The sequence below is a fragment of the Tersicoccus sp. Bi-70 genome (assembly GCF_001968825.1).
Classification (GTDB): Bacteria; Actinomycetota; Actinomycetes; order Actinomycetales; family Micrococcaceae; genus Tersicoccus.
In genome coordinates, this window is sequence record NZ_MIEU01000010.1 from 335,347 (window position 1) to 354,833 (window position 19,487).

The window sequence follows — 19,487 nt, forward strand, 5'->3', positions numbered from 1 at the left end:
ACGCAGCTCACTCCGCGCGCGGCCGCCGGCGGGCTTGCTTGACCTCGGCCCGCTGCCGTTTCGCCTCGAGCCGACGCCGTCGGGAGCCGCGGGTCGGCCTGGTCGGCCGGCGCGGGATCGGCGGTGCCGCCGCCTCCCGCAGGAGCGCCGCGAGACGCTCGCGGGCCGCGGTGCGATTGCGGTATTGCGAGCGGTGCTCGGAAGCCTCGACGGTGAGGACGGTGCCGGCGAGCCGGCCCGCCAGTACCCGGAGCAGACGTGCACGCAGCACGTCGTCCAGCGCCGTGGTGGCGGCCAGATCCAGGCTCAGCTGCACCCGCGAGTCGGCCGTGTTCACGCCCTGCCCACCCGGGCCGGACGCATGGGAGAAGCGCTCGACCAGGTCCGAGCCGGGCACCACGAGCCCGTGCGGCACGCCGGGCCCGGGCGGCACCTGCAGATCGTCCATCGTCCCAGTGTGACCGCTCCTGAGCGCGGACGAGGCAGCAGAGACCGATCGTCCAACAGAACAAGTACTTGCCAAAGTGGAAAATACTTGTCACACTGATTGCATGAAACGTCGAGACCTCGAGGAGAGCACCATGACCATCACGGCGACCAACGACAGGCTTCGCTACACCCGGATCGGTCTCGCCGTGGCCGCCGTGGTGATCTCGGTGGTCGGCATCACCCTGATCGTCGCCGGCATCGTCACCGGTCAACCCGGCCTCAGCGTGGTGGCGTCCTCCAGCATGGCGGCCGGGGGAGCCTCCCTCGCCGCTGGCTACAGCACGTACCGGACGTCTCGCCGGCGAGCGATCCGATGACGGACGAGACGACGGGTCCGGTGCGGCGCGCCGGGGACCCGGCGCAGGAGGCGAGCATGCGGGAGGAGGCGGCGATCGCCGCGGTGACGGCCCGCCGGGCGACGATGCTGACCCGCGCTCGTCGTCACCTGGGCTGGTTCTCGACGGTTCTGGCCCTGCTGATCGGTGCCGCCCATACCGTGCCCGTGGTGTTCCCGCCGCAGGCGTCCCTGCCCGCGTTCCTGGTGGCCATGGGCCTCTGGGTGGTGGCGGTGCTGCTGCTGACCTACGCGTACCTGCGCACGCGTTCCGCCACCCCGCGCGGTGGCGGGCGACGCTACACGGTCGGCCTTCTCGTCACGATGGCGCTCTACCTCGCTGGCCTGGCCCTGACGCCGTGGGAGACGTGGCCCGTCGCCATCCTGATCGGGCTGCTGATTGCCGCGCCCCTCACGATTGCCGGCTGGTGGCGACGCACGTGAGCACCCATTCCCGCCATCGCCTCAACGACCACTTCACGAACCCCATCCGGCTCGCCCTGATGGCCACCCTCGCCGGTGTCGACGAGGTCGACTTCAAGACGCTCAAGGAGACCGTCGACCTCACCGACTCCGCTCTGTCCAAGCACGCCGGGGCCCTCGAGCAGGCCGGATACGTCGCCATGCGCAAGGGCTTCATCGGCAAGCGGCCTCGCTCCTGGCTGTCCCTCACTCCCGACGGGCAGAAGGCGCTCACCGAGCACGTGGCAGCTCTGCGGGAGATGACGACGGGGCTCTGACCAGCAGCGGTCTGGAACCGCGGCCGCGGTGGCCGGCGCATCCTCACTCTCGGATGGCGTCCTCCTCGCGCTCGTGCGGGGTCCGCTCGTCGCGGTCCGGATCGACGGCGTTCTCGCGGCGCGGGTCACCGCTCATGCTGGAGAGCTCGTTCGACGGGGTTGCCTCGTCGCGCCAGCGCAGCAGCGCCCCGACGCCCTCGGGGATGGCGACGACACCGTCCTCGAGCGCGAAGACGCCGGCGTCCGTCGCGATGGCCTGCCGGATCATCTCCTCGATGTTCTCGGGTTCCTGGCCGACGACGAAGAGGAGCTCGTCCACCTGCCCGCGGCCGAGAGCCTCGCCGACCTCGCTGATGCCGGCCACCGACTCACCGCCGCGCTGCTGGTTCTCGTGGAACTGGCCTGCCAGGTCACGCTGCCGCTGGTCGATGAACTCCTGCGTCACGCGCTCGAGCTCCTCCCGGAAGGACGCGCGTTCCATGCTGACGCCCCGCGTCCCGCCGGAGACGACCTGCAGCCGGGCCCGCGCCTCGGTGCCGAGCTCATCCTTCAACAGCGCGGTCGCCCGCACGTCCCCGGTCAACAGCACCATGTCGGGCTTGTGCTTCATCACGATCGCGTCGACCTTCTTCGCGACGGCTTCTGCGTTGCGCTCCCAGGAATCCTCCACCCGGGCGTCGAAGTTCCGGGCCCGCCACCCGTGCTGTGCGCCGCCACCGGCGCTCGCCTTGTGCAGCTCGTCGTGCCCGCCGTCCACGCGGGACTCGCCGTCCAGGTCGTTGTGCGACCGGGCGATCACCGGGTTCTCCGGCGCTCGCAGGTGCAGGTCGGCGCCTGCCCGGTCCACCTCGATGAGCAGCTGGCTCACCGCGTAGGGCGTGAGCTGGACCAGCGGTAGCAGCACCGGCGTCGGGCCGAACGAGGAGCCGTCCTCCCGGGGCGGGACGGGGAGCACGCGGTCGAGGAGGATCTCGCGCGGGGACGCGATGATCGCCCGGCCGTGACGCCCGCCGATGGACGACGGCGCGAGCACGGTGTCCCCGATCTCCTCGAGCAGCTCGTCGGCGACACCGGCGGAGGAGAGGCGAGACCGGCACTGGTTCCAGCGGGTGGACAGCTCGGTGGCCGCGGTGGGATCGGTTCGCGTCGTGTCGAGGTGGACCGAGATGAAGGGCCCGGCGTCCTCGAGGGCGGGTTTCAACCATGGCAGTTTCACGGTGACCTCCTGGTTGCTCGACGAGCGGCGACGGAGCCCATGCCCGGCAGCGTCGCCGCTGGGGGTTGTCCCACCCTTCCACTCGGCCGGGGCCGGTACAAGAGCGGCGCTCGAGCCGCCCGGTCTGAGACGCTGGGAGCACGTACTCGAGGGCAGAGGTGACCACGACCATGCACGACCTGACCTCCGCATCGTGGGAGACCGAGGACATCGACGTCGACGCGTACCTGCACCGGCTCGGCGTCGAGCGTGACGCTCCCGGCCTCGACCTGCTGGAACGGATCCACGCCGCCCACGTGCGGGCGTTCCCGTTCAGCAACGTCGACGTGCTGCTGCGTCAGCACCCCGGCGTCGCCCCGGCCGCGATCACCGAGAAGCTGGTACGCCGCGGGCGTGGCGGCTACTGCTTCGAGCACGCCCAGCTGATGGCGGCGGCGCTGGAGGACCTCGGCTACCCGGTCACCCGGCGGCTCGGCCGGGTGCACGCGCCGGAGAACGGCCGCACCCACCTCACCCTGCACGTGGGCGTCGAGGGCAGGACGTACCTGGCCGATCCCGGCTTCGGGCTGAGCATCACCGGGCCCCTCGAGGTGGCCGACGGCGCGGAACGGCACGAGTGGACGGGCGTATACCGCCTGGAGCGGCAGTCGATCGACGGCGTCGAGCACTGGCTGCTCCGCCGCAACGGCGAGTTCGCGCACCTCACGGACACCCTGCGGGTGGTGCCCCGGGACGTCCGCTCCGCGCACCTGACCACGTCGACCGACGCGTTCGGCAGCACGTTCCTGCGCCGGCTCGTCGTCAGCCGCTTCACCGAGGACGGGCACGTGACGATCACCGAGAGCACCCGGACCACGCGCCGGCCCGGCCGCGACACGGTGCAGGAGCGGCTCGGGCCGCGCGAGGCGGTCGACGCGGCGCGAGCGCTCGACGTCGATCTGTCCGACGCCGAGGCCGAGCGGCTGCACGCCATCCTCGCCGGGTGGCAGCAGGACCGCGAAGCGGCCGCCGGTGCGCCGGCTGCGCGCCAGTAGAGTGCCCAGCATGACCGACACGACCCCCACGACCGACGAGCTCGTCGCCCACTTCGCGGGCAAGCTCGCGTTCGAGATCGACCCGACCGACGTGCACCATGAGCGGGAGGCCGGTGCCCGGTTCGTCCTGATCGACTCGCGGGGCGACGCCGCGTGGGCGCAGGGACGGATCAGCGGCGCCGTGCACCTGCCGACGGCGCAGATCGCGCACCGCGCGCCCGCCGAGGTGCCGCTGGACACTCCCGTCATCACCTACTGCTGGGGTCCCGGGTGCAACGGGGCGACCCGCGCCGCCCTCGAGTTCGCCCGCCTCGGCTACCAGGTGAAGGAGATGATCGGCGGCTTCGAGTACTGGGCGCGCGAGGGCTTCCCCGTCGAGGACGACCACGGCCCGGTGCACCGCGACATCGACCCGCTCACCTCCGCCGTCGCGACCGTCACCTGCGACTGCTGAGACCGGTCTCTCTGAGGGCTCGTCTCAAGGCTCGCCTCAGCCGAGGCGGTCCAGCCGCGCGGCGAGGCCGGGCAGATCCGGCGCCTCGACGTCCGGCGGGCTCAGGTACGACGGGTAGGCACCGCCGTCCCGGTTGATCCAGGCCGTGCGCAGGCCCGCCGCGTGCGCCCCGTGGATGTCCCACGGGTGGACCGCGACGAGCAGCATCCGCTCCGGCGCGGTGCCGCAGACCTCCGCCGCGTACGCGTAAGAGGCTCCGGCCGGTTTCCACGCCGGAGCGTCCTCGACGCTGAGCAGCCGGGTGAAGGCGTCGAGGATGCCTGCCCGCTCGAACAGGTCCCGGGCCACCGCGGTCGCCCCGTTGCTCAGCGTCACCAGCTGCGCGCGGGAGCGCAGGGCCCGGATGCCCGGCATGACGTCGGGTTGCACGTCGAGCGCCTGCATCGCGCCCATGATCGACGCGACGGCGTCGCCGACATCCTCGACGCGGCGGGCCGTGAGCAGCCGGGCGGCGCTGTCCTGCGCGATCTCCGCGAACGGCACGTTGTCGTTCGTCAGCGCGGCGGCGAACCCGTCCCGCAGGATGCCGGCGAACCAGATGGCCGCCAGCTCCTCCGGGGCGCCGACCGCGGCGAAGGCCGCCCCGAGGGGCGCCATGTCGGAGAGCGTCTCGTTGACGTCGAAGACGATCGTCTCCACGTTCCTGGGGCCCGCGCTCATGCCGTCGGCTCCGCGCTCGGCACGGCCGCCCGGTGTTCCGGCCGGGCGGCGACCACCCCGGGCTGCTCGGAGTGCTTGCTCAGCCACGATGTGACGTAGGGGCACACCGCGACGATGCCGATGCCGGCGCGCGCCGTGTCGGCCACGGCCTGCCGGACGAGCGTCGAGGCCAGTCCCTGACCGGCGTGGTCCTCGTCCACGGTCGTGTGGAAGAAGATCCGCTCGGAGCCGCCAGGCCCGTCGAAGGATACCCAGGACGCCCGGCCGACGACGGCGCCCTCGTCGAGCAGCTCGTAGCGTCCGCGGTCCGGGTTGTTCTTGACGATGATGTCGGCGTCCATGGTGGTGGCCTCCGTACGAGGGGGTCGGGGATGGTCGGGCAGGGGAGTGGGGTAGTTCAGCCGCGTGGTCGCAGGCGGACGGTCGGCAGGTCGGGGGCGGGCAGCGGGTCGGGTTGCCCCGGCGGGTAGGGGCCGAACCGCTCGACAGCGCTGTCGACGTCGGCACCGGGGCCGGCGGAGACGCCGACGCCGATCTCCGCCTGCCAGGCCGCGCGGAAGGCGGCGATCTCCTCGTGGGTGCGGCCGACGAAGTTCCACCACATGACGATCTGCTCACCGAGCGGGACGCCGCCGATCAGCACCGCCCGGACCGGCCGCTCCCCGGCCGCCAGCTCGATCAGGCTCCGTCCCGCCGGCAGATACGCCAGGTGGTCCTGCGGCAGGGCGGTGCCGTCCACGTCCAGGTCCCCGGCGTCGAGCAGAACGCCGTGCTCGAAGGACTCCTCGACGTCCAGGATCAGTCGGGTTGCCGGCCGCAGCAGCAGCTCGGCGGCGAGCAGCGGGGGCGTGTGCGTCACCACCGGAGAGGTCGAGCCGGCGAGGGAGCCGAGGTGCACCCGCAGCTCGGTGCCCTCGACCGGGCGCACGGGGTCGGGTGTGTAGTGCGCGAAGGAGGGCGGCCGGTGCCGGGTGGCATCGGGCAGGGCGTACCAGAGCTGCACGCCGTGCAGGGTCGTGGTGTCCGCGGTCGAGTACTCCTGGTGAGAGATCCCACGGCCGGCGATCATCAGATTCGCCTCGCCCGGCCGCACCAGCGCCGCGTTGCCCGCGGAGTCCAGATGCTCGATGCCTCCGGTGAACAGCAGGCTCACCGTGGCCAGTCCCGTGTGCGGATGGCGGGCCACGCGCATGCCGCCGGACGCCGACACCCGGTCCGGGCCGTAGTGGTCGGCGAAGCACCACGAGCCGATCAGGGAACGGCGGCGCTGCGGCAGGGTCCGCCGCACGTTCATCGCCCGCGGGCCGCCGAGTGGCACGTCCCGGGGTTCGAGCAGCTGGACGGGGACCGGGCCGTCGGCCGTGGTCGCCCTGGTGCAGAGGATCTCCTGCGGGTCCGTCTCGAGGTTGGTCATACCGGGTCCGAGCGGTCGAGGAGGAAACGGTCGTGGGTGGGCATGGGCGGCCTCCTCGTCGCGGTCGTGACCTCATGGTCCAGCACACGGGATCGACGCGGCCGGGTCAAGCCGACCCCGGATCCAGCGTCCGGCGCATGACCAGCCGCGGCAGCCCGTTGGCCTCCGCCTCCGTGATGCCGATGACGGCGAACCCGGCGCGCTCGAACATGGACCGGGTGCCGACGAACAGGCGCGCGTTGTCCATCCGAGGGGCGTCCTCCCCGCGAGGCGTGTCCACCGGGTAGGCCTCGACGGCGGGCGCCCCCTCGGAGCGCGCCCAGGCGACGGCACCGTCGATCAGCCGGGCCGTGACGCCCTGCCGCCGGTGCCCCGACCGGACGATCAGGCACACGATCGACCAGACCGGCACGTCGTCCACCGGCCGGATCAGCCGCGAGGCGGCCAGCCGCGGGATGTCGGCGCGCGGCCCGAGATTGCACCAGCCCACCGGCTCACCGTCCCGGTAGGTCACGACGCCGGGCGGGGTGCGGGCACACAGGGCGCGCATCGCGGTCTCCCGGTCTCCGCCGCCGAGCTCGCGCACGTCCTCGGCACGCAACCGGGGAGAGACGCACCAGCACGCGCGCACCCGGCGGCTCGGGTTGACGATGTCGGCGAAGTCCTCGAACCGGTCCGGGGTGACGGGATGGGTGCTCCATGTCATCGCGCGGTCCGTCATCGGGTCCTCCCCTGTCGCAGCGGCGGTGGGACCGACTGTAGCGGGACCGTCCGACGGTGTCGCGTGCCACGGCCGCCGCCGGAATAGCGCCCGGCTCGATGGCCGTTGTGCCCAGCATGCGAGCAATGACCTATGACCGGTACGGAGACAACGCTGTTCTCGAGCTCACGGAGCTCCCGACACCGAAGGTGGGGCCGGGGCAGATCCTCGTGCGGGTGACCCGCGCGTCGGTCAACCCGGTGGACTGGAAGGTGATGGCCGGTGGCCTCGACGCCATGATGGACGCCCACTTCCCGGTGGTGCCGGGCTGGGACGTCGCCGGCGTCGTCGAGCAGATCGGGCCGGACACCCCCGAGTTCGCGGTCGGGGACCGGGTGGCCTCCTACGGCCGGAAGATGGTCGTCTCCGGGGGCACCTTCGCCGAGTATGTGACCCTGCCGGCCGAGTTCGCCACCATGATCCCGGACGGGGTCACCGACGACGCCGCGGCCGCGCTGCCGCTGACCGGGCTCACCGCGAAGCGCAGCATCGAGGCCCTCGACCTGAGCGACGGGGACACCGTCCTCATCCACGCGGCCTCCGGCGGCGTCGGCTACCTCGCCTCCCAGCTGGCCCTGGCGAAGGGCGCCACCGTGATCGGCACCGCCTCCGAGGCGAACGCGGGCAAGCTCACCGCCCTCGGCGTCACGCCGGTCGCCTACGGGGACGGCCTCGAGGACCGGGTGCGGGAGATCGCTCCCGACGGCGTCGACGCCGTCGCGGACTACATCGGCGACGTCCTCGACGTCACCCTGGCCGTGCTCACCGAGGGCGGCCGCCACGTCTCCATCACGGACCCGGCCGTCACCGAGCACGGCGGCCGGTGGCTCTGGGTACGCCCCGACGCGGCCGGACTGGCCGAGCTGCTGCGCCTCGTCGACGCCGGTGAACTGACGCTCGACATCGACCGCACCTACCCGCTGGACCAGGTGGCCGAGGCGTTCCGCGTCAGCCAGGCCGGCGAGGCGAAGGGCAAGCTCCTCATCGACGTCACGCGCTGAGCCGGGCCGCTCACGCGCCGAGCCGGCTCACGGCGACGGGGTGGCCGACGGGAGCGTGAACGGATCGGTGCCGCCGGAGGACCCGGTGCCGCCGGAGGACCCGGTGCCGCCCGACGCGTCGGTGCCCGCGGTCTGATCGGTGATGGACGCCGGCCCGTCGCCGATGAGCCGCTGCGGTGGCGCGTCGAACTCGCCGTGGTCGTACAGGCCGACGGCCTTCTGCATGTACGAGGCCCACTGCGGCCCGGCGATGTAGGCGCCGTCGACCGCAGGATAGAACTTCCCGTTGATCGTGACGTTCTGCCCGGGGTGGCTGGGGCCGCCGTTGAACGGGTCGCCGAAGAAGGACGCGGTGGCCAGGCCCCGCGTGTAGCCGACCACCCAGGTCTGGTTGTTGAACTGGTTGGTGCCGGTCTTCGCGGCGGCGGGCACGGACAGCTTCTGGGGGATCAGCAGCCCGGAGCCCTTGGTGAGCACGTCCTGCAGGACGTTGGTGACGCCCTTGGCGACGTCCGGGTCAAGGGCGCCCGCGTGGCACGTCGGGCTCTGCCCGCCGATCCGTTTCCCCTGCGCGTCGTCCACCTCGGAGATGGCGATCGGGGTGCAGTAGGTGCCGTCGGCCGCGAAGGTCGCGAACGCGTTGGCCATCACCAGCGGGGCGACGTTCTGGCTGCCGAGGATGTTGCCGAGCGTCGAGAGGTCGATCTTGTCCCCGGCCTGGTTGCCCCGGTGCAGCCCGATCTCGTCCGCCACGCGCTGCACGTCGCAGACGTCCTTCAGCCCGGCGAGCGACGCGAAGGTCGCGGTGTTGATCGAGTTGTAGATGCCCTCGCGGACAGTCATCGGCCGGTAGTGGGTGTCGTCGTCGTTCTGCAGATCGGTCGAGCCGGACACGGAACTGTCGAAGAAGCCCTTGACCGGCGTGCACGTGGTCTTCCACGGATAGTCCGGCGCGTAGCGCCGCTTCGAGGCATCCACGACCTGGTTGGTGGCCTTGCCCTCGGACAGCCACGCCGCCAGCGTCGCGGGCTTCATGGTCGAGCCGGGCGCCATGCCGCCCACGCCACCGAGCGGATTGCCGCTCTCGTCGGAGGCGTCGACGTTGAAGTTGTAGACCGAGACGAGATCCGACCCCTGCCCGGCGAGCTGCCGGGAGTTCTGCGCCATCGCCAGCACCTTGCCGGTGCCGGGCTGGACGGTGACGAGCGACGACCCCCACTTTGACTCGTGGGCGCCGGTCGTCGCGTCGGCCTGCTTCTGCGCGGGAGCCTGCAGCCGCGGGTCGAGCGTCGTCCTGATGGTCAGCCCGCCGCTGAGCAGCCGGTCGATCCGGTCCTGCGTCGTCGCGCCGTACGCCGGGTCGTTCTCGATCTGGTGGACGACCCAGTCGCAGAAGTAGGCGGCCTGGCTGGCGTGCTGGCAGCCCTGCCGCGGCGGGCTGAGCTGGAGCTTCAGCGGGGTGGCGACGGCCGCGTCGTGCTGGGCGCGGTCGATGGCGCCGTGCTGGAGCATCGCGTCGAGCACGAGGTTGCGCCGCGCCAGGGCCCGCGCCGGGTGAGCCGTCGGGTCGTAGTAGCTCGGCCCGTTCACGAGCCCGGCGAGCAGGGCGGCCTGGGGGAGGTTGAGGTTCTTCGCGTCGGTCGAGAAGACGTACTGGCTCGCGGCCTGGATCCCGTAGGTGTTGCCGGAGAACGGGGCGATGTTGAGGTAGCCCTCGAGGATCTTGTCCTTGCTCATGCGCTGCTCGAGCGAGATCGCGAGCTTCATCTCGCGCAGCTTCTCGCCGACGCTCTTCTGGCCGTTGAACACGACGTCGGTGCCCTTGCCCTCGGCCGCGAGGTTGGCGTTCAGGACGTTGGTCACGTACTGCTGGGTCAACGTCGAGGCGCCCTGGTGGCCGCCGCCGGCGTCGCTGACGAACGCGCGGAGGATGCCCATCGGGTCCACACCGCCGTGCTCGTAGAAGCGGTAGTCCTCGATGGCGACGATCGCCTTCTGGATGGTCGGCGCCATGGCACTGAGGGGAACGTCCACGCGATTCTGCGCGAACAGGGTGGCGATCGGGGAGCCGTCGGCCGCCAGGACGCGGGTCACCTGGCCCGGCGGCGGGGACTGGAGCTCGTTCGGCAGGCTCGTGAGGAACTGCGTCGATCCGTCCGTGACTGAGCCGGAGACGGCGGCGGCCGGCACCATGAGGGCGGCGACGAGGACGCCGCACAGGGCGCTGACGCCGAGGAAGGCGAGGAACCCGGAGCCGACGGCGGCCAGCTCGCGGCCGATGCGGCTCATCGGGTGGTGCGCGGCCGGCGCGCGACATCGGTGCCCGCAGGCCGGAGGAGTTCGATCACATCACCGATCTCTATCGGGCCAAGCTCCACGGAAGCTGGACGCGCTCGTCCGTCGGCGTCACACTCGCCCCGGATCGCGCGTCGATCCGGGGCGAGCGGCGGCCGCGATTCGACCGGCTCAGGCCGGGTCGGTCGAGCCCTCCTCGGCCGGGGTGACGGCCGACTCGGGGGTCGCGTCCGCGGCGAGCGCCTGCCGGCGGCGGTAGATCTGCACGCCGATGGCCACGGGGATGGCCGCGACGGCCACCGCCCGCATCCAGGGCCGGTCCAGCACGTGCCCGGTCAGCGCGTCCAGGGAGACCCGCCCGGGGCCACCCACCGCGAAGGAGGTGGCGGCGAGGCCGAGCACCGCCGGGTACTCGAGGCCGCCGTCCATCGCGAAGAACCCGTTCGGGGCGTGCACGCTCGCGGCGACGCCCATGGTCGTCGCGGCGGCCGCGCCTGCGGCGGGGGTCGCGAGACCGAGCGCCAGCGCGAGGCCCGCGCCGGCCTCACCGACACCGGCGAGCATGGCGCTGGTCTTCGCCGGGCGGAAGCCCATCGCGTGCATGCCCTGGCTGGTGCCTTCGATGCCGCCGCCGCCGAACCAGCCGAAGAGTTTCTGCGATCCGTGGGCGACCAGGACGCCACCCAGGCCGACCCGGAACAGCGTCCGGGCGGCGGTCGTGGAGGCGGAGGTGGTGCTGTCGTGGCTCATGAAAGGGTTCCTTCCGTCGGGATGGCTGCGGGTCGGACCAGCGTCCAGTCTACGGACGGCGGTGGACGATTCTGGGCCGGTTCTTGGAGGCCGCCCCGCACGCTGGAGACATGTACCTGGACCGGACCCCGCACGACGCCACGGAACGGGCGGCCAAGACCGCTGATCACGACGGACTCGTGCCCGCACCGGCGCCGCGCCTGGGGGTGCGGCTGCCCGTCGCCGTCACCGGCATCCTGATCGTCCTCATCGGTGGCCTGCTGCTGATGCACTCCGCGATCGATCTGCCGGTGGCCAGGGCGATCGACTCCCTCCACGTCGGCGGCGTGGCCGTGGTGACCGACGCCGTCTACAACGTCCTCGAGCCGGTCGGCGCGGTGCTGATCGCCGCGCTGGTCGCGTGCGTCGTGTGGTGGACCCGCCGCAGCCTGCGCGACGCGGTGGCCCTCGGCGTCACCGTCGCCGTCACCTGGCTGCCCACCGGGATCCTGAAGGCCGTGCTGGACCGGCCGCGACCGGACTCCGCGCTGCTCGCCCACCCGTTCTCGCCCACGCAGCTGGACGGGTCCTTCCCGAGCGGACACGTCGCGTTCATCACGGCGCTCGCGGCGACCCTCGTGCTGCTGACCGCGGGATCCCGGGCGCAGCGGACGATGCGGCTCGTGGCGCCGCTGGTGGCGCTGTTCGTCGTCGGCTCGATCCTGATCGACTCGGTACATTTCCCCACGGACGTGCTCGCCTCAGTGATCTGGTCCCTGACCGTGGCCCCGCTCGTCTGGCTGCTCGTCGGGCGGGCGCTGGACCGCTGGTGGCCGGCCCGGCGTCAGGCGGGCGTGCCCAGCCGGTAGCCGACGCCGCGCACCGTCTCGATCAGGTCCCGGTCCGTCTTGCGGCGCAGGTAGTGCACGTAGGTGTCCACGGTGCCCTCCTGCTCGCCGCGGTCGAAGACGGCCGAGAGCAGATGCCGGCGGCTGAACGCCGTGTCCGGGTGGGCGGCGAGCACCGCCATCAGGGCGGTCTCCTTGTCGGTGAGCGTGATCCGTCCGCTGTAGGGGGACTCGACGGTGCCGTTCTCGGGGTAGAACGTCCAGCTGCCGATCGGCACCCCGGTGCCGCGACCGGAGTAGTCGCGGGTCAGGGCGCGCAGCCGTGCACCGAGCTCGTCGAAGTCGAAGGGCTTGACCAGGTAGTCGTTGGCCCCGGCGTCCAGCCCTCCCACCCGGTCGGCCACCTGGCCCAGCGCCGTCAGCAGCAGCACGGGCGTGGCGATGCCGCGCTGACGCAGCCACGCCACGAACGAGGCGCCGTCACCGTCGGGCAGCCGCCGGTCCACCACCATGACGGCGTAGAGGTCGCTCTCGGCGGCCGACCGTGCCGCCGCCAGGTCGACGGCCAGGGTCACGTCCCACGTCAGCGCCAGCATGTCCCGGGTCAGGGGGCCCAGCCGCGGGTCGTCCTCCACCAGCAGGAGCCGTGGCCCGCTCATCGCGTCCCCGCCGTCACGGCCGGACCCGACCCGGGGGTGCCCGCGCGCGGCAGCCGCAGCAGGAACGTCGTCCCGTCGGCCCCGGTGCGCTCGACCGCCACGGTGCCGCCGTGGCGGCCGACGACGTCGTGCACGAGGGCCAGTCCGATGCCGTGGGTGGAGCGGGTGGGTCCGGCAGCCGGGTCGGCGCCGGGCCCGTGGGCGAAGCGCTCGAACACGCGGTCGGGGGAGATGCCGCGGATGCCCGCACCCTGGTCGGTGACCCGCACCGCCGCCCACCGCGCGTTGACGGTCGCGCTCAGCAGCACCCGCCCGCCTGCCGGCGTGTGCCCGATCGCGTTGTCGGTCAGCGCGGTCAGGCACCGCTGCAGGGGCACCGCCGGCAGGGTGACGAGGGCGTCCGCCGGCTCGACGTCGAGCGTGACGCCCCGCTCGGCGGCGAGCACCCGCAGGTCACCGCCCACGCGGACCATGGTCTCGGCCAGGGAGGCGGGCGGCTCCCCGCCGGCCGTGCCCGCCGTCGTCTGCAGCAGGTCGTCGACGATGTCCACCAGGATGCGGGAGTCCTCCCGCAGTTCGGTCACGACGGGACGCAGTCGCGGGTCCTCGCCGACGAGGAGGTCGAGCTGCTGGACCCGGGCGTGCAGCACGGCCAACGGCGTCCGCAGCTCGTGACTGGCGTCGGCCACGAAGTTGCGCTGCCGGCGCAGGGACTCGGCCAGCGGCAGGGCGGCGCGGCGGGCGATCAGCGTGGCGGCCGCTCCCGCGAGCAGGATCGCGGCGATGCCGAGGACCACGGCCGCGACGGCGAGGTCCACGGGGTCCAGCGACACGAGGACGTGGTGGTCGCCCACCTCGCGGCCGCCGCCCGTGGTCGCCTTCCACCACACGTACCCGAACACGAGGGCGGCACCGGCGAACACGAGGACGGCGCAGAGCACGGCCACGCGGACGCCGATCCGCACGGCTGCGCGCCGGAACACGGTACGGTCCGGGTCCGCGGCGGGGGCGGTGACGCCGGTACCGGCGAGGTCGGCCTGAGGCATGGGACGGCTCCTTCCTGGGGGCCACGCTAGTCGCGTCGGGAGGTGCCGGCCGGTGTCCAGACGGGTAGCGCGCATTCTTGGAGGTTTCTCCGGGACCGCCGCGCACGCTGGAGACATCCACCGGTCGCGCCGTCGAACGCGCAGCGGCCGGACTTCGATCGAGGAGAGCGTGTCCCGTGAACGTCATCGAGTGGCTCCGGCACCTAATGGATGCCGGTTCCCTGCTGCAGGGATTCGGCCCGTGGGTGCTGCTGGGCATCGCCGTCATCGTCTTCATCGAGTCCGGGCTGCTGTTCCCGTTCCTTCCCGGCGACTCCCTGCTGGTCACCGCGGCCATCGTGCACGTGAGTCTGGGCCTGCCCGTCTGGCAGCTCGTACTCGTCGCCTCCGTGGCCGCCGTCGCCGGTGACCAGGCCGGCTATCTCCTCGGCCGCCGCTTCGGCGGACGGTGGTTCCGGCCCGACGCCCGCGTGCTGCGCACCGATCGTCTCGCGGCGGCCACCGCCTTCTTCGCCCGGCGCGGGCCGCTGGCGCTCGTGCTCGGCCGCTTCGTGCCGGTCGTGCGCACCTATGTCCCGCTGGCCGCCGGGACCGCCGGCATGGGCTACCGCCGCTTCGTCGGCTGGAACGTGCTCGGCGCGGTCGCCTGGGTGCTGAGCATGACGGCGGTCGGCGTGCTGCTCGGTGGCATCCCCGGGGTGGCGCACTCGATCGACGCGGTGATGCTCGTGATCGTGGCGATGTCGGTGCTGCCGCTCGTGTTCGCCGCCGTGCGCCGCCGCATCACGAGCCGGCGGCAGGCCGCCCGGCAGCAGGCCCTCGCGGCCGGGGACGAGGCCGCATGAACGACCGCCCCGTCTACGAGCGCGCGAACGACCGTCGCGAGACGACCGCCTCCGTCGTCTTCGTCCTCGGCATCCTCGGCAAGGCCGTCGACGGACTGATCGAGGTGGTCGCGGGCATCCCGTTGCTGGTCCTCTCGCCCGCCGCACTCGTCACGCTGAGCCAGGCCCTCACAGCGGAGGAGCTGCGGCAGGACCCGCACGACCTGATCGCCAATCTGGTCGTCCACGGAGCCGCCCACCTGACCGGCACGTCCGCGAAGATCGGGGCCGTCTACCTGCTGTTCCACGGCATCGTGAAGCTGGCCATCGTCATCGCCCTGTTCGTGGGCACCCGGCGGATCTACCCGTGGGCGATGGGGGCGCTCGGCGTCTTCCTCGTCATCCAGCTCGTCCAGCTCGCCGTCGCGCCGAGCGTCGGGGTCGCCCTGCTGACCGTGCTGGACGGGCTGATCCTGTGGCTGACGTGGCGCGAATGGCGGCACGGCCGCTCCCTGCGCGACGCGATGCGCACCGTCCGGGCGCTGGCGCAGGCCCGGTACCGGCAGCGCGAGGTGTGAGGTCCGGACACCACCGGCGACCCGGCTGATTCACTCCCCCTGCCGGTCACCGGTGGTGTCCGCGCCTCACTCCCACTCGATGTCCCCGAAGGTCGAGCCGGTGCCGGGGTAGCGGTGTCGGAGGAACTCGCCGACGACGGCGGCCCCGAGGTCCTCCGGATCGGGGGAGACCAGGCGACCGTCCACCCGGTGCGCCATGGAGGCGAGGAACCGCTCCAGGCCCGGGTCGTCGCCGAGGCGGAAGAACGTCACCTCCGCACCGAGGCGCCCGACGCGGTCCAGCTCCGCCACGGTCGCCCGCACCGTCTCCGGCTCGGGCGGCCACGAGAACCACGCCTGGCCGTTGCCCACCAGGTGCGCGGTCGGCTCGCCGTCGGTGACGACGAGCAGCACCGGCTGCATCGTCGGGTGCTGCCGGAAGAACCGGGTGGCCAGCGTCAGCCCGTGGTGCAGATTGGTGCCCTGCTCCCGCATCGCCGAGAGTGCCGTCAACTCGCCGATGTCGCGCCGCTGCGCGTACCGGCCGAAGGTGACCAGCTGCAGCCGGTCACCGCGGAAGCGCGTGGAGACGAGGTGATGCAGGGCCAGCGCCGTGCGCTTCATCGGCACCCAGCGCCCCTCGGCCGCCATCGAGAACGACGTGTCCACGAGCAGGGCGACCGCCGCCTGGGTGCGGGCCTCCGTCTCGCGGACCTCGACGTCGCGCACGTCCAGTCGGATCCCGCCGGCGGGGCTGCCGCCCTCGGCGGCCACCCGGCCGATCGCGTTGGTCAGGGTGCGGCCCACGTCCCACGGCTCGATGTCGCCGAACTGCCAGGCCCGCGTCGAACCGGTCGCCTCACCGGCGGCGCCGGCCAGCCGGGTGTCGCGGCGGCCCTGTCGGCCGGAGAGCCGGCCGGCGGCGTCACGCAGCAGGGACTGGCCCAGCCGCCGCATCGCCTTCGGGGAGAGCTGCAGGTCGCCGTCGGCGCCGCGGCGCAGGTACCCGCTCTCCCGCATCGCGCGTTCGAGTTCGGCCAGGGTGCGTGCGGAGACCGCCGCCTCGTCACCGAGCTGCCGGGCGAGGGACTCGACGTCGACGTCGGAGAGCGTGGACCCGGCGTAGGACTGGGAGAGCTGTTCGGCGAGGGAGTCGAGTTCCGCGAGGTCCTGCAGGACGCCGGTCCCGTCGCCGAGTCCCAGGCCCTCCTGGCCCTCGAAACGCTCGGATCCGGTCCAGTCCTCGCCGGGCCGCAGGCCCTGCAGCGCGGAGTCGAGCCGGTCCAGCTGCGCCATCAGCTCGGGCGACCCGAACGCCTGGGCGGAGAGCGACATCAGTTCCTGCCGCTGCTCGGCGCTCATGGACCGCAGCATCCGCTGGGCCGCGGCGGAGCGCTGCGCGAGGGCGTCGATGAGCTCGTCCACGTTCTGCGGGTTCTCCGGGAACGCGTCGCCGTGCTGCGCCATGAAGTTCTCGAAGTCCTCGGGGGTGTCCTCCCCGCGGGCGTGCTTCTCCAGCAGGTCGTTCAGGTCGGAGAGCATCTGCGAGATCGCCGCGCGGTCCTCGTCCGTGGCGTTCTCCATGGCCTGCTTCATGCCCGCGAACCGCTGGTCCAGCATCTCCCGGCCGAGCAGGTCCTTGATCTGCTCGTACGTCTGGCGCGCCTCCTGGGACTGCCAGTCGTAGTCGGCGAGCTCGTTGACCGCGGCCGCGGTGGAGGAGGGCAGGTTCTCCATCCGCATCTCACGGAACGCGCGGTCGGTGTTGTCCATCATCGCGTCGCGGACGAGCTGCTTGCGCTCCTCGAGGACGGCCTTGTCGAGCAGTTCCTTGACCTGGTCGAGCGTGCCGCCGAGGCGGTGCTGCTTGAGCAGGTCCCGGCGCCGCTGCTGCACGCGGCCGGCGAGGTCGTCCAGGCCCTGCCGGTTGCGTCCGCCGCGGCGGAGGAACTCGCGCATCGCCTGCTCGGGGGAGTACCCGGACATGACGTCGTCGGCGATCGCGTCCAGGGCCTCGGCGAGGTCCACCGGGGGCGCGAGCGGGTCCGGCCCGCCCGCATACCGGCCGTAGCTGAAGGAGGACTGGTGGTGGCCCGGCATGGTGTGCTCCCTATCCGTAGACCGTCTCCCCGTCGCCGCTCTCCTTGGAGAGCTTGCGGGCGAGGTAGAGCCCCTCGAGGGCGAGTTCGATGGCGCCGGCCCGGTGGCCGGTGCCGCCGCCGTCCAGGCGGGCGGCGATGTCGTCGTAGAGCGTCGACCCGTTCAGCGCCGGCAGGGCGTCGAGGAACTCGGCGGCCGTGACCCGCTCTCCGGTGGTGATGGTGCGGCGGCCGTCGAAGGCCTCGACCAGGGGACCGAAGTCCAGGCCTCGGAAGTGCTCCCGCACGGCCTCGGCGGTCGCGGTGCGCAGCCGGTGCTCGAGGATGTCGCGCTCGCGGCCCTCCTCGCCGGACTCGAACTCGATCTTGCCCATCAGGACGTCGATCGCGGTCTCGAGGTCGACGAGCCGGGCGACGGGCTCGTCGCCGGCGCGCACGGTGGCGCGGTGCCGGGCGGCGGCCGCGACGGTCTCGGCGCCGGCGATGGCGAAGCGGGCGGAGACGCCGGAGGCCTGGTTGATCTCGCTGGACTCGCGCAGCGCCCGGGTGAACCGGGCGAGGATCTCCATGATCACGTCCGGCACGTCGGCGGTCAGCGTCGCCTCCTGCCGGACGACGGCCACCTCGTCCTCGAGCTCGATCGGGTAGTGGGTGCGGATCTCCGCGCCGAACCGGTCCTTCAGGGGCGTGATGATCCGGCCGCGGTTCGTGTAGTCCTCCGGGTTGGCGGAGGCGACGACGAGCACGTCCAGCGGCAGCCGCAGCACGTAGCCGCGGATCTGGATGTCGCGTTCCTCCATCACGTTCAGCAGGGCCACCTGGATGCGTTCGGCCAGGTCGGGGAGCTCGTTCAGGGCGACGATGCCGCGGTTGGCGCGGGGGACGAGCCCGAAGTGGATGGTCTCGGGGTCGCCGAGCCGGCGGCCCTCGGCCACGCGCATCGGGTCGACGTCGCCGATCATGTCCGCCACCGAGGTGTCCGGGGTGGAGAGCTTCTCGACGTACCGCTGCTCGCGGTGCTGCCACGCGACCGGAAGCCGGTCGCCCTCGATCGCGGCCCGTGCCCGGGACTCGGCCGTGATCGGCTCGTACGGGTGCTCGTTCAGTTCCGAGCCCTCGATCACGGGCGTCCACTCGTCGAGCAGGCCGGTCAGGGTGCGCAGCAGGCGGGTCTTGCCCTGCCCGCGCTCACCGAGCAGGACGACGTCGTGCCCGGCGATCAGGGCCCGTTCGAGCTGGGGGATGACGGTGCGGTCGAAGCCGTGCAGGCCCGGCCAGGGGTTCTCGCCGGCGGCCAGGGCCGCCAGCAGGTTGTCGCGGATCTCTTCACGGAGGGTCTTCTGGACGTGGCCGGCGGCGCGCAGCTGCGCCACCGTGCTGATCTCGGGCTGCTCACTCACCTGATTCACGCTAGACCCGTTGTCTCGAAACCCGGAAGGTCTGTTCACCGGTGGCGGAGTGCCGGCCGGTCGTGGCGGACCGTGGGCGGACGCGCCTACGCTGCGACCATGACGACCGGCGAGAATCCGACGGCACCGACAGCACCCCAGGAACCGACTCCCGCGCCTCCCACCACCCTGGTCATCCTGGTCCGGCACGGGGCGACACCCACCACGGGCCGGCTGCTGCCCGGCCGGGCCCCGGGGCTGGGGCTGTCCGATCTCGGCCGCCAGCAGGCGGAGCGGGCGGCCGAGCGGCTCACCGCCCGCACGATCGACGCGCTCTACAGCTCCCCGCTGCAGCGCACCCGCGAGACGGCGCAGCCGACCGCCGAGCGCACCGGGTTGACCGTGTCCGAGGACGCCGGGCTGATCGAGTGCGACGTCGGGGAGTGGACCGGGCAGGCGATCGCGGACCTGGCGAAGCTGCCCGAGTGGCACACCGTGCAGGCCGAACCCGACGCCTTCACCTTCCCGGGTGGCGAGAGTTTCGTGCAGATGCAGGACCGGATGGTCGCCGCCCTGGGCCGGATCCGGGATGCGCACCTCGGCGGGACGGTCGTCTGCTTCTCCCACGCCGATCCCATCCGCGTCGCGCTCGCCGACGCCCTCGGCACTCCGCTGAACCGGTTCCAGCGGATCAGCGTCGACCCGTGTTCGGTCTCGGTCATCTCCCACCAGGAGGGTCGTGACCCGGTGGTGCTGACGGTCAACTCGACGCAGTCGTCGCTGGCGGACTTGACGGCGTCATGAGCAGCATGGTGAGAAGCAGTGTCATCAGCAGCAGCGTCACGGGCCGTCACATGAGCGGCGCCACGATCGACACCCG

22 protein-coding genes are annotated in these 19,487 nt (G+C 72.5%); 10 read left to right on the forward strand and 12 right to left on the reverse strand.

Features of this window, described 5'->3' with window-relative positions; all coding sequences use genetic code 11:
• Window positions 1–7: 7 nt before the first annotated feature.
• Window positions 8–448 (reverse strand): alternative ribosome rescue aminoacyl-tRNA hydrolase ArfB, encoded by a 441-nt coding sequence (arfB, locus tag BGP79_RS05530; RefSeq protein WP_076693629.1) that lies wholly within the window; start codon window positions 446–448, stop codon window positions 8–10.
• A 103-nt stretch (window positions 449–551) separates the two neighbouring features.
• On the opposite strand from arfB, the gene BGP79_RS05535 reads away from it, so the two are divergent.
• From BGP79_RS05535 to BGP79_RS05545, 3 genes are read left to right on the forward strand one after another with little or no spacing between them, the layout of a single operon-like run.
• Complete coding sequence (locus BGP79_RS05535; protein WP_143588313.1) at window positions 552–806, forward strand: hypothetical protein; 255 nt, start codon at window positions 552–554, stop codon at window positions 804–806.
• On the forward strand, window positions 803–1,267 hold the full coding sequence (locus BGP79_RS05540) for a hypothetical protein (RefSeq protein ID WP_076693631.1): 465 nt from the start codon (window positions 803–805) through the stop codon (window positions 1,265–1,267). The genes BGP79_RS05535 and BGP79_RS05540 overlap by 4 nt, the downstream gene beginning before the upstream one ends.
• A complete protein-coding gene (locus BGP79_RS05545; protein WP_076693879.1) occupies window positions 1,264–1,563 on the forward strand; it encodes a transcriptional regulator in 300 nt (99 codons plus the stop codon). Before BGP79_RS05540 ends, BGP79_RS05545 begins: the two co-directional genes overlap by 4 nt.
• Before the next feature lie 43 nt (window positions 1,564–1,606).
• On the opposite strand, the gene BGP79_RS05550 is transcribed toward BGP79_RS05545, so the two are convergent.
• On the reverse strand, window positions 1,607–2,779 hold the full coding sequence (locus BGP79_RS05550) for a Vms1/Ankzf1 family peptidyl-tRNA hydrolase (protein WP_076693632.1): 1,173 nt from the start codon (window positions 2,777–2,779) through the stop codon (window positions 1,607–1,609).
• A 170-nt stretch (window positions 2,780–2,949) separates the two neighbouring features.
• On the opposite strand from BGP79_RS05550, the gene BGP79_RS05555 reads away from it, so the two are divergent.
• Window positions 2,950–3,813 (forward strand): arylamine N-acetyltransferase, encoded by an 864-nt coding sequence (locus BGP79_RS05555; RefSeq protein ID WP_076693880.1) that lies wholly within the window; start codon window positions 2,950–2,952, stop codon window positions 3,811–3,813.
• Between the two features lie 10 nt (window positions 3,814–3,823).
• Window positions 3,824–4,267 (forward strand): rhodanese-like domain-containing protein, encoded by a 444-nt coding sequence (locus BGP79_RS05560; protein WP_076693881.1) that lies wholly within the window; start codon window positions 3,824–3,826, stop codon window positions 4,265–4,267.
• A gap of 36 nt (window positions 4,268–4,303) precedes the next feature.
• On the opposite strand, the gene BGP79_RS05565 is transcribed toward BGP79_RS05560, so the two are convergent.
• The 4 genes from BGP79_RS05565 to BGP79_RS05580 all read right to left on the reverse strand — a co-directional run bounded on the left by BGP79_RS05565 (window position 4,304) and on the right by BGP79_RS05580 (window position 7,122).
• Window positions 4,304–4,987: a haloacid dehalogenase type II gene (locus BGP79_RS05565; RefSeq protein WP_076693633.1), complete on the reverse strand. Its 684-nt coding sequence runs from the start codon at window positions 4,985–4,987 to the stop codon at window positions 4,304–4,306.
• Window positions 4,984–5,328 carry a GNAT family N-acetyltransferase gene (locus BGP79_RS05570; RefSeq protein ID WP_076693634.1) on the reverse strand — a complete coding sequence of 115 codons (345 nt, stop codon included), beginning with the start codon at window positions 5,326–5,328 and terminating at the stop codon, window positions 4,984–4,986. Before BGP79_RS05570 ends, BGP79_RS05565 begins: the two co-directional genes overlap by 4 nt.
• Before the next feature lie 56 nt (window positions 5,329–5,384).
• Window positions 5,385–6,401: a pirin family protein gene (locus BGP79_RS05575; protein ID WP_076693635.1), complete on the reverse strand. Its 1,017-nt coding sequence runs from the start codon at window positions 6,399–6,401 to the stop codon at window positions 5,385–5,387.
• A gap of 106 nt (window positions 6,402–6,507) precedes the next feature.
• On the reverse strand, window positions 6,508–7,122 hold the full coding sequence (locus tag BGP79_RS05580) for an N-acetyltransferase (protein WP_076693636.1): 615 nt from the start codon (window positions 7,120–7,122) through the stop codon (window positions 6,508–6,510).
• Window positions 7,123–7,238: 116 nt separating this feature from the next.
• Between BGP79_RS05580 and BGP79_RS05585 the strand changes: the two genes are divergently transcribed.
• The gene (locus tag BGP79_RS05585) at window positions 7,239–8,162 is read left to right on the forward strand and encodes an NADP-dependent oxidoreductase (protein ID WP_076693882.1); all 924 of its coding nucleotides are present in this window, start codon (window positions 7,239–7,241) and stop codon (window positions 8,160–8,162) included.
• 27 nt (window positions 8,163–8,189) lie between these two features.
• Here the strand turns inward: BGP79_RS05585 and BGP79_RS05590 are convergent, their stop codons facing one another.
• A complete protein-coding gene (locus BGP79_RS05590) occupies window positions 8,190–10,451 on the reverse strand; it encodes a transglycosylase domain-containing protein (RefSeq protein WP_076693637.1) in 2,262 nt (753 codons plus the stop codon).
• A 177-nt stretch (window positions 10,452–10,628) separates the two neighbouring features.
• Complete coding sequence (locus tag BGP79_RS05595; protein ID WP_076693638.1) at window positions 10,629–11,207, reverse strand: DoxX family protein; 579 nt, start codon at window positions 11,205–11,207, stop codon at window positions 10,629–10,631.
• A gap of 110 nt (window positions 11,208–11,317) precedes the next feature.
• Between BGP79_RS05595 and BGP79_RS05600 the strand changes: the two genes are divergently transcribed.
• Window positions 11,318–12,055, forward strand: a complete 738-nt coding sequence (locus tag BGP79_RS05600; RefSeq protein ID WP_083701596.1) for a phosphatase PAP2 family protein — start codon at window positions 11,318–11,320, stop codon at window positions 12,053–12,055.
• On the opposite strand, the gene BGP79_RS05605 is transcribed toward BGP79_RS05600, so the two are convergent.
• Both BGP79_RS05605 and BGP79_RS05610 read right to left on the reverse strand, forming a co-directional pair.
• Window positions 12,031–12,693 (reverse strand): response regulator transcription factor, encoded by a 663-nt coding sequence (locus BGP79_RS05605; protein ID WP_076693639.1) that lies wholly within the window; start codon window positions 12,691–12,693, stop codon window positions 12,031–12,033. The genes BGP79_RS05600 and BGP79_RS05605 overlap by 25 nt on opposite strands.
• Window positions 12,690–13,739, reverse strand: coding sequence for a sensor histidine kinase KdpD (locus BGP79_RS05610; protein ID WP_143588314.1), 1,050 nt, complete (start codon window positions 13,737–13,739; stop codon window positions 12,690–12,692). The genes BGP79_RS05605 and BGP79_RS05610 overlap by 4 nt, the downstream gene beginning before the upstream one ends.
• Window positions 13,740–13,945: 206 nt before the next feature.
• Between BGP79_RS05610 and BGP79_RS05615 the strand changes: the two genes are divergently transcribed.
• Window positions 13,946–14,584 (forward strand): DedA family protein, encoded by a 639-nt coding sequence (locus BGP79_RS05615; protein WP_143588324.1) that lies wholly within the window; start codon window positions 13,946–13,948, stop codon window positions 14,582–14,584.
• The gene (locus BGP79_RS05620) at window positions 14,581–15,141 is read left to right on the forward strand and encodes a DUF2127 domain-containing protein (RefSeq protein WP_083701598.1); all 561 of its coding nucleotides are present in this window, start codon (window positions 14,581–14,583) and stop codon (window positions 15,139–15,141) included. The genes BGP79_RS05615 and BGP79_RS05620 overlap by 4 nt, the downstream gene beginning before the upstream one ends.
• A gap of 66 nt (window positions 15,142–15,207) precedes the next feature.
• On the opposite strand, the gene BGP79_RS05625 is transcribed toward BGP79_RS05620, so the two are convergent.
• Both BGP79_RS05625 and BGP79_RS05630 read right to left on the reverse strand, forming a co-directional pair.
• Window positions 15,208–17,220, reverse strand: coding sequence for a VWA domain-containing protein (locus tag BGP79_RS05625; protein WP_076693641.1), 2,013 nt, complete (start codon window positions 17,218–17,220; stop codon window positions 15,208–15,210).
• A 10-nt stretch (window positions 17,221–17,230) separates the two neighbouring features.
• Window positions 17,231–18,619, reverse strand: coding sequence for a sigma 54-interacting transcriptional regulator (locus tag BGP79_RS05630; protein ID WP_076693642.1), 1,389 nt, complete (start codon window positions 18,617–18,619; stop codon window positions 17,231–17,233).
• 108 nt (window positions 18,620–18,727) lie between these two features.
• Here BGP79_RS05630 and BGP79_RS05635 point away from each other — a divergent pair, with 108 nt between their 5' ends.
• Window positions 18,728–19,411, forward strand: coding sequence for an MSMEG_4193 family putative phosphomutase (locus BGP79_RS05635; RefSeq protein WP_083701647.1), 684 nt, complete (start codon window positions 18,728–18,730; stop codon window positions 19,409–19,411).
• Window positions 19,412–19,487: the final 76 nt, after the last annotated feature.

Coding starts and splice junctions, on each gene's coding strand:
- arfB (WP_076693629.1), bottom strand. CDS start 448: ATGGACGATCTGCAGGTGCCGCCCGGGCCCGGCGTGCCGCACGGGCTC.
- BGP79_RS05535 (WP_143588313.1), top strand. CDS start 552: ATGAAACGTCGAGACCTCGAGGAGAGCACCATGACCATCACGGCGACC.
- BGP79_RS05540 (WP_076693631.1), top strand. CDS start 803: ATGACGGACGAGACGACGGGTCCGGTGCGGCGCGCCGGGGACCCGGCG.
- BGP79_RS05555 (WP_076693880.1), top strand. CDS start 2,950: ATGCACGACCTGACCTCCGCATCGTGGGAGACCGAGGACATCGACGTC.
- BGP79_RS05560 (WP_076693881.1), top strand. CDS start 3,824: ATGACCGACACGACCCCCACGACCGACGAGCTCGTCGCCCACTTCGCG.
- BGP79_RS05565 (WP_076693633.1), bottom strand. CDS start 4,987: ATGAGCGCGGGCCCCAGGAACGTGGAGACGATCGTCTTCGACGTCAAC.
- BGP79_RS05570 (WP_076693634.1), bottom strand. CDS start 5,328: ATGGACGCCGACATCATCGTCAAGAACAACCCGGACCGCGGACGCTAC.
- BGP79_RS05575 (WP_076693635.1), bottom strand. CDS start 6,401: ATGACCAACCTCGAGACGGACCCGCAGGAGATCCTCTGCACCAGGGCG.
- BGP79_RS05580 (WP_076693636.1), bottom strand. CDS start 7,122: ATGACGGACCGCGCGATGACATGGAGCACCCATCCCGTCACCCCGGAC.
- BGP79_RS05585 (WP_076693882.1), top strand. CDS start 7,239: ATGCGAGCAATGACCTATGACCGGTACGGAGACAACGCTGTTCTCGAG.
- BGP79_RS05590 (WP_076693637.1), bottom strand. CDS start 10,451: ATGAGCCGCATCGGCCGCGAGCTGGCCGCCGTCGGCTCCGGGTTCCTC.
- BGP79_RS05595 (WP_076693638.1), bottom strand. CDS start 11,207: ATGAGCCACGACAGCACCACCTCCGCCTCCACGACCGCCGCCCGGACG.
- BGP79_RS05600 (WP_083701596.1), top strand. CDS start 11,318: ATGTACCTGGACCGGACCCCGCACGACGCCACGGAACGGGCGGCCAAG.
- BGP79_RS05605 (WP_076693639.1), bottom strand. CDS start 12,693: ATGAGCGGGCCACGGCTCCTGCTGGTGGAGGACGACCCGCGGCTGGGC.
- BGP79_RS05610 (WP_143588314.1), bottom strand. CDS start 13,739: ATGCCTCAGGCCGACCTCGCCGGTACCGGCGTCACCGCCCCCGCCGCG.
- BGP79_RS05615 (WP_143588324.1), top strand. CDS start 13,946: ATGGATGCCGGTTCCCTGCTGCAGGGATTCGGCCCGTGGGTGCTGCTG.
- BGP79_RS05620 (WP_083701598.1), top strand. CDS start 14,581: ATGAACGACCGCCCCGTCTACGAGCGCGCGAACGACCGTCGCGAGACG.
- BGP79_RS05625 (WP_076693641.1), bottom strand. CDS start 17,220: ATGCCGGGCCACCACCAGTCCTCCTTCAGCTACGGCCGGTATGCGGGC.
- BGP79_RS05635 (WP_083701647.1), top strand. CDS start 18,728: ATGACGACCGGCGAGAATCCGACGGCACCGACAGCACCCCAGGAACCG.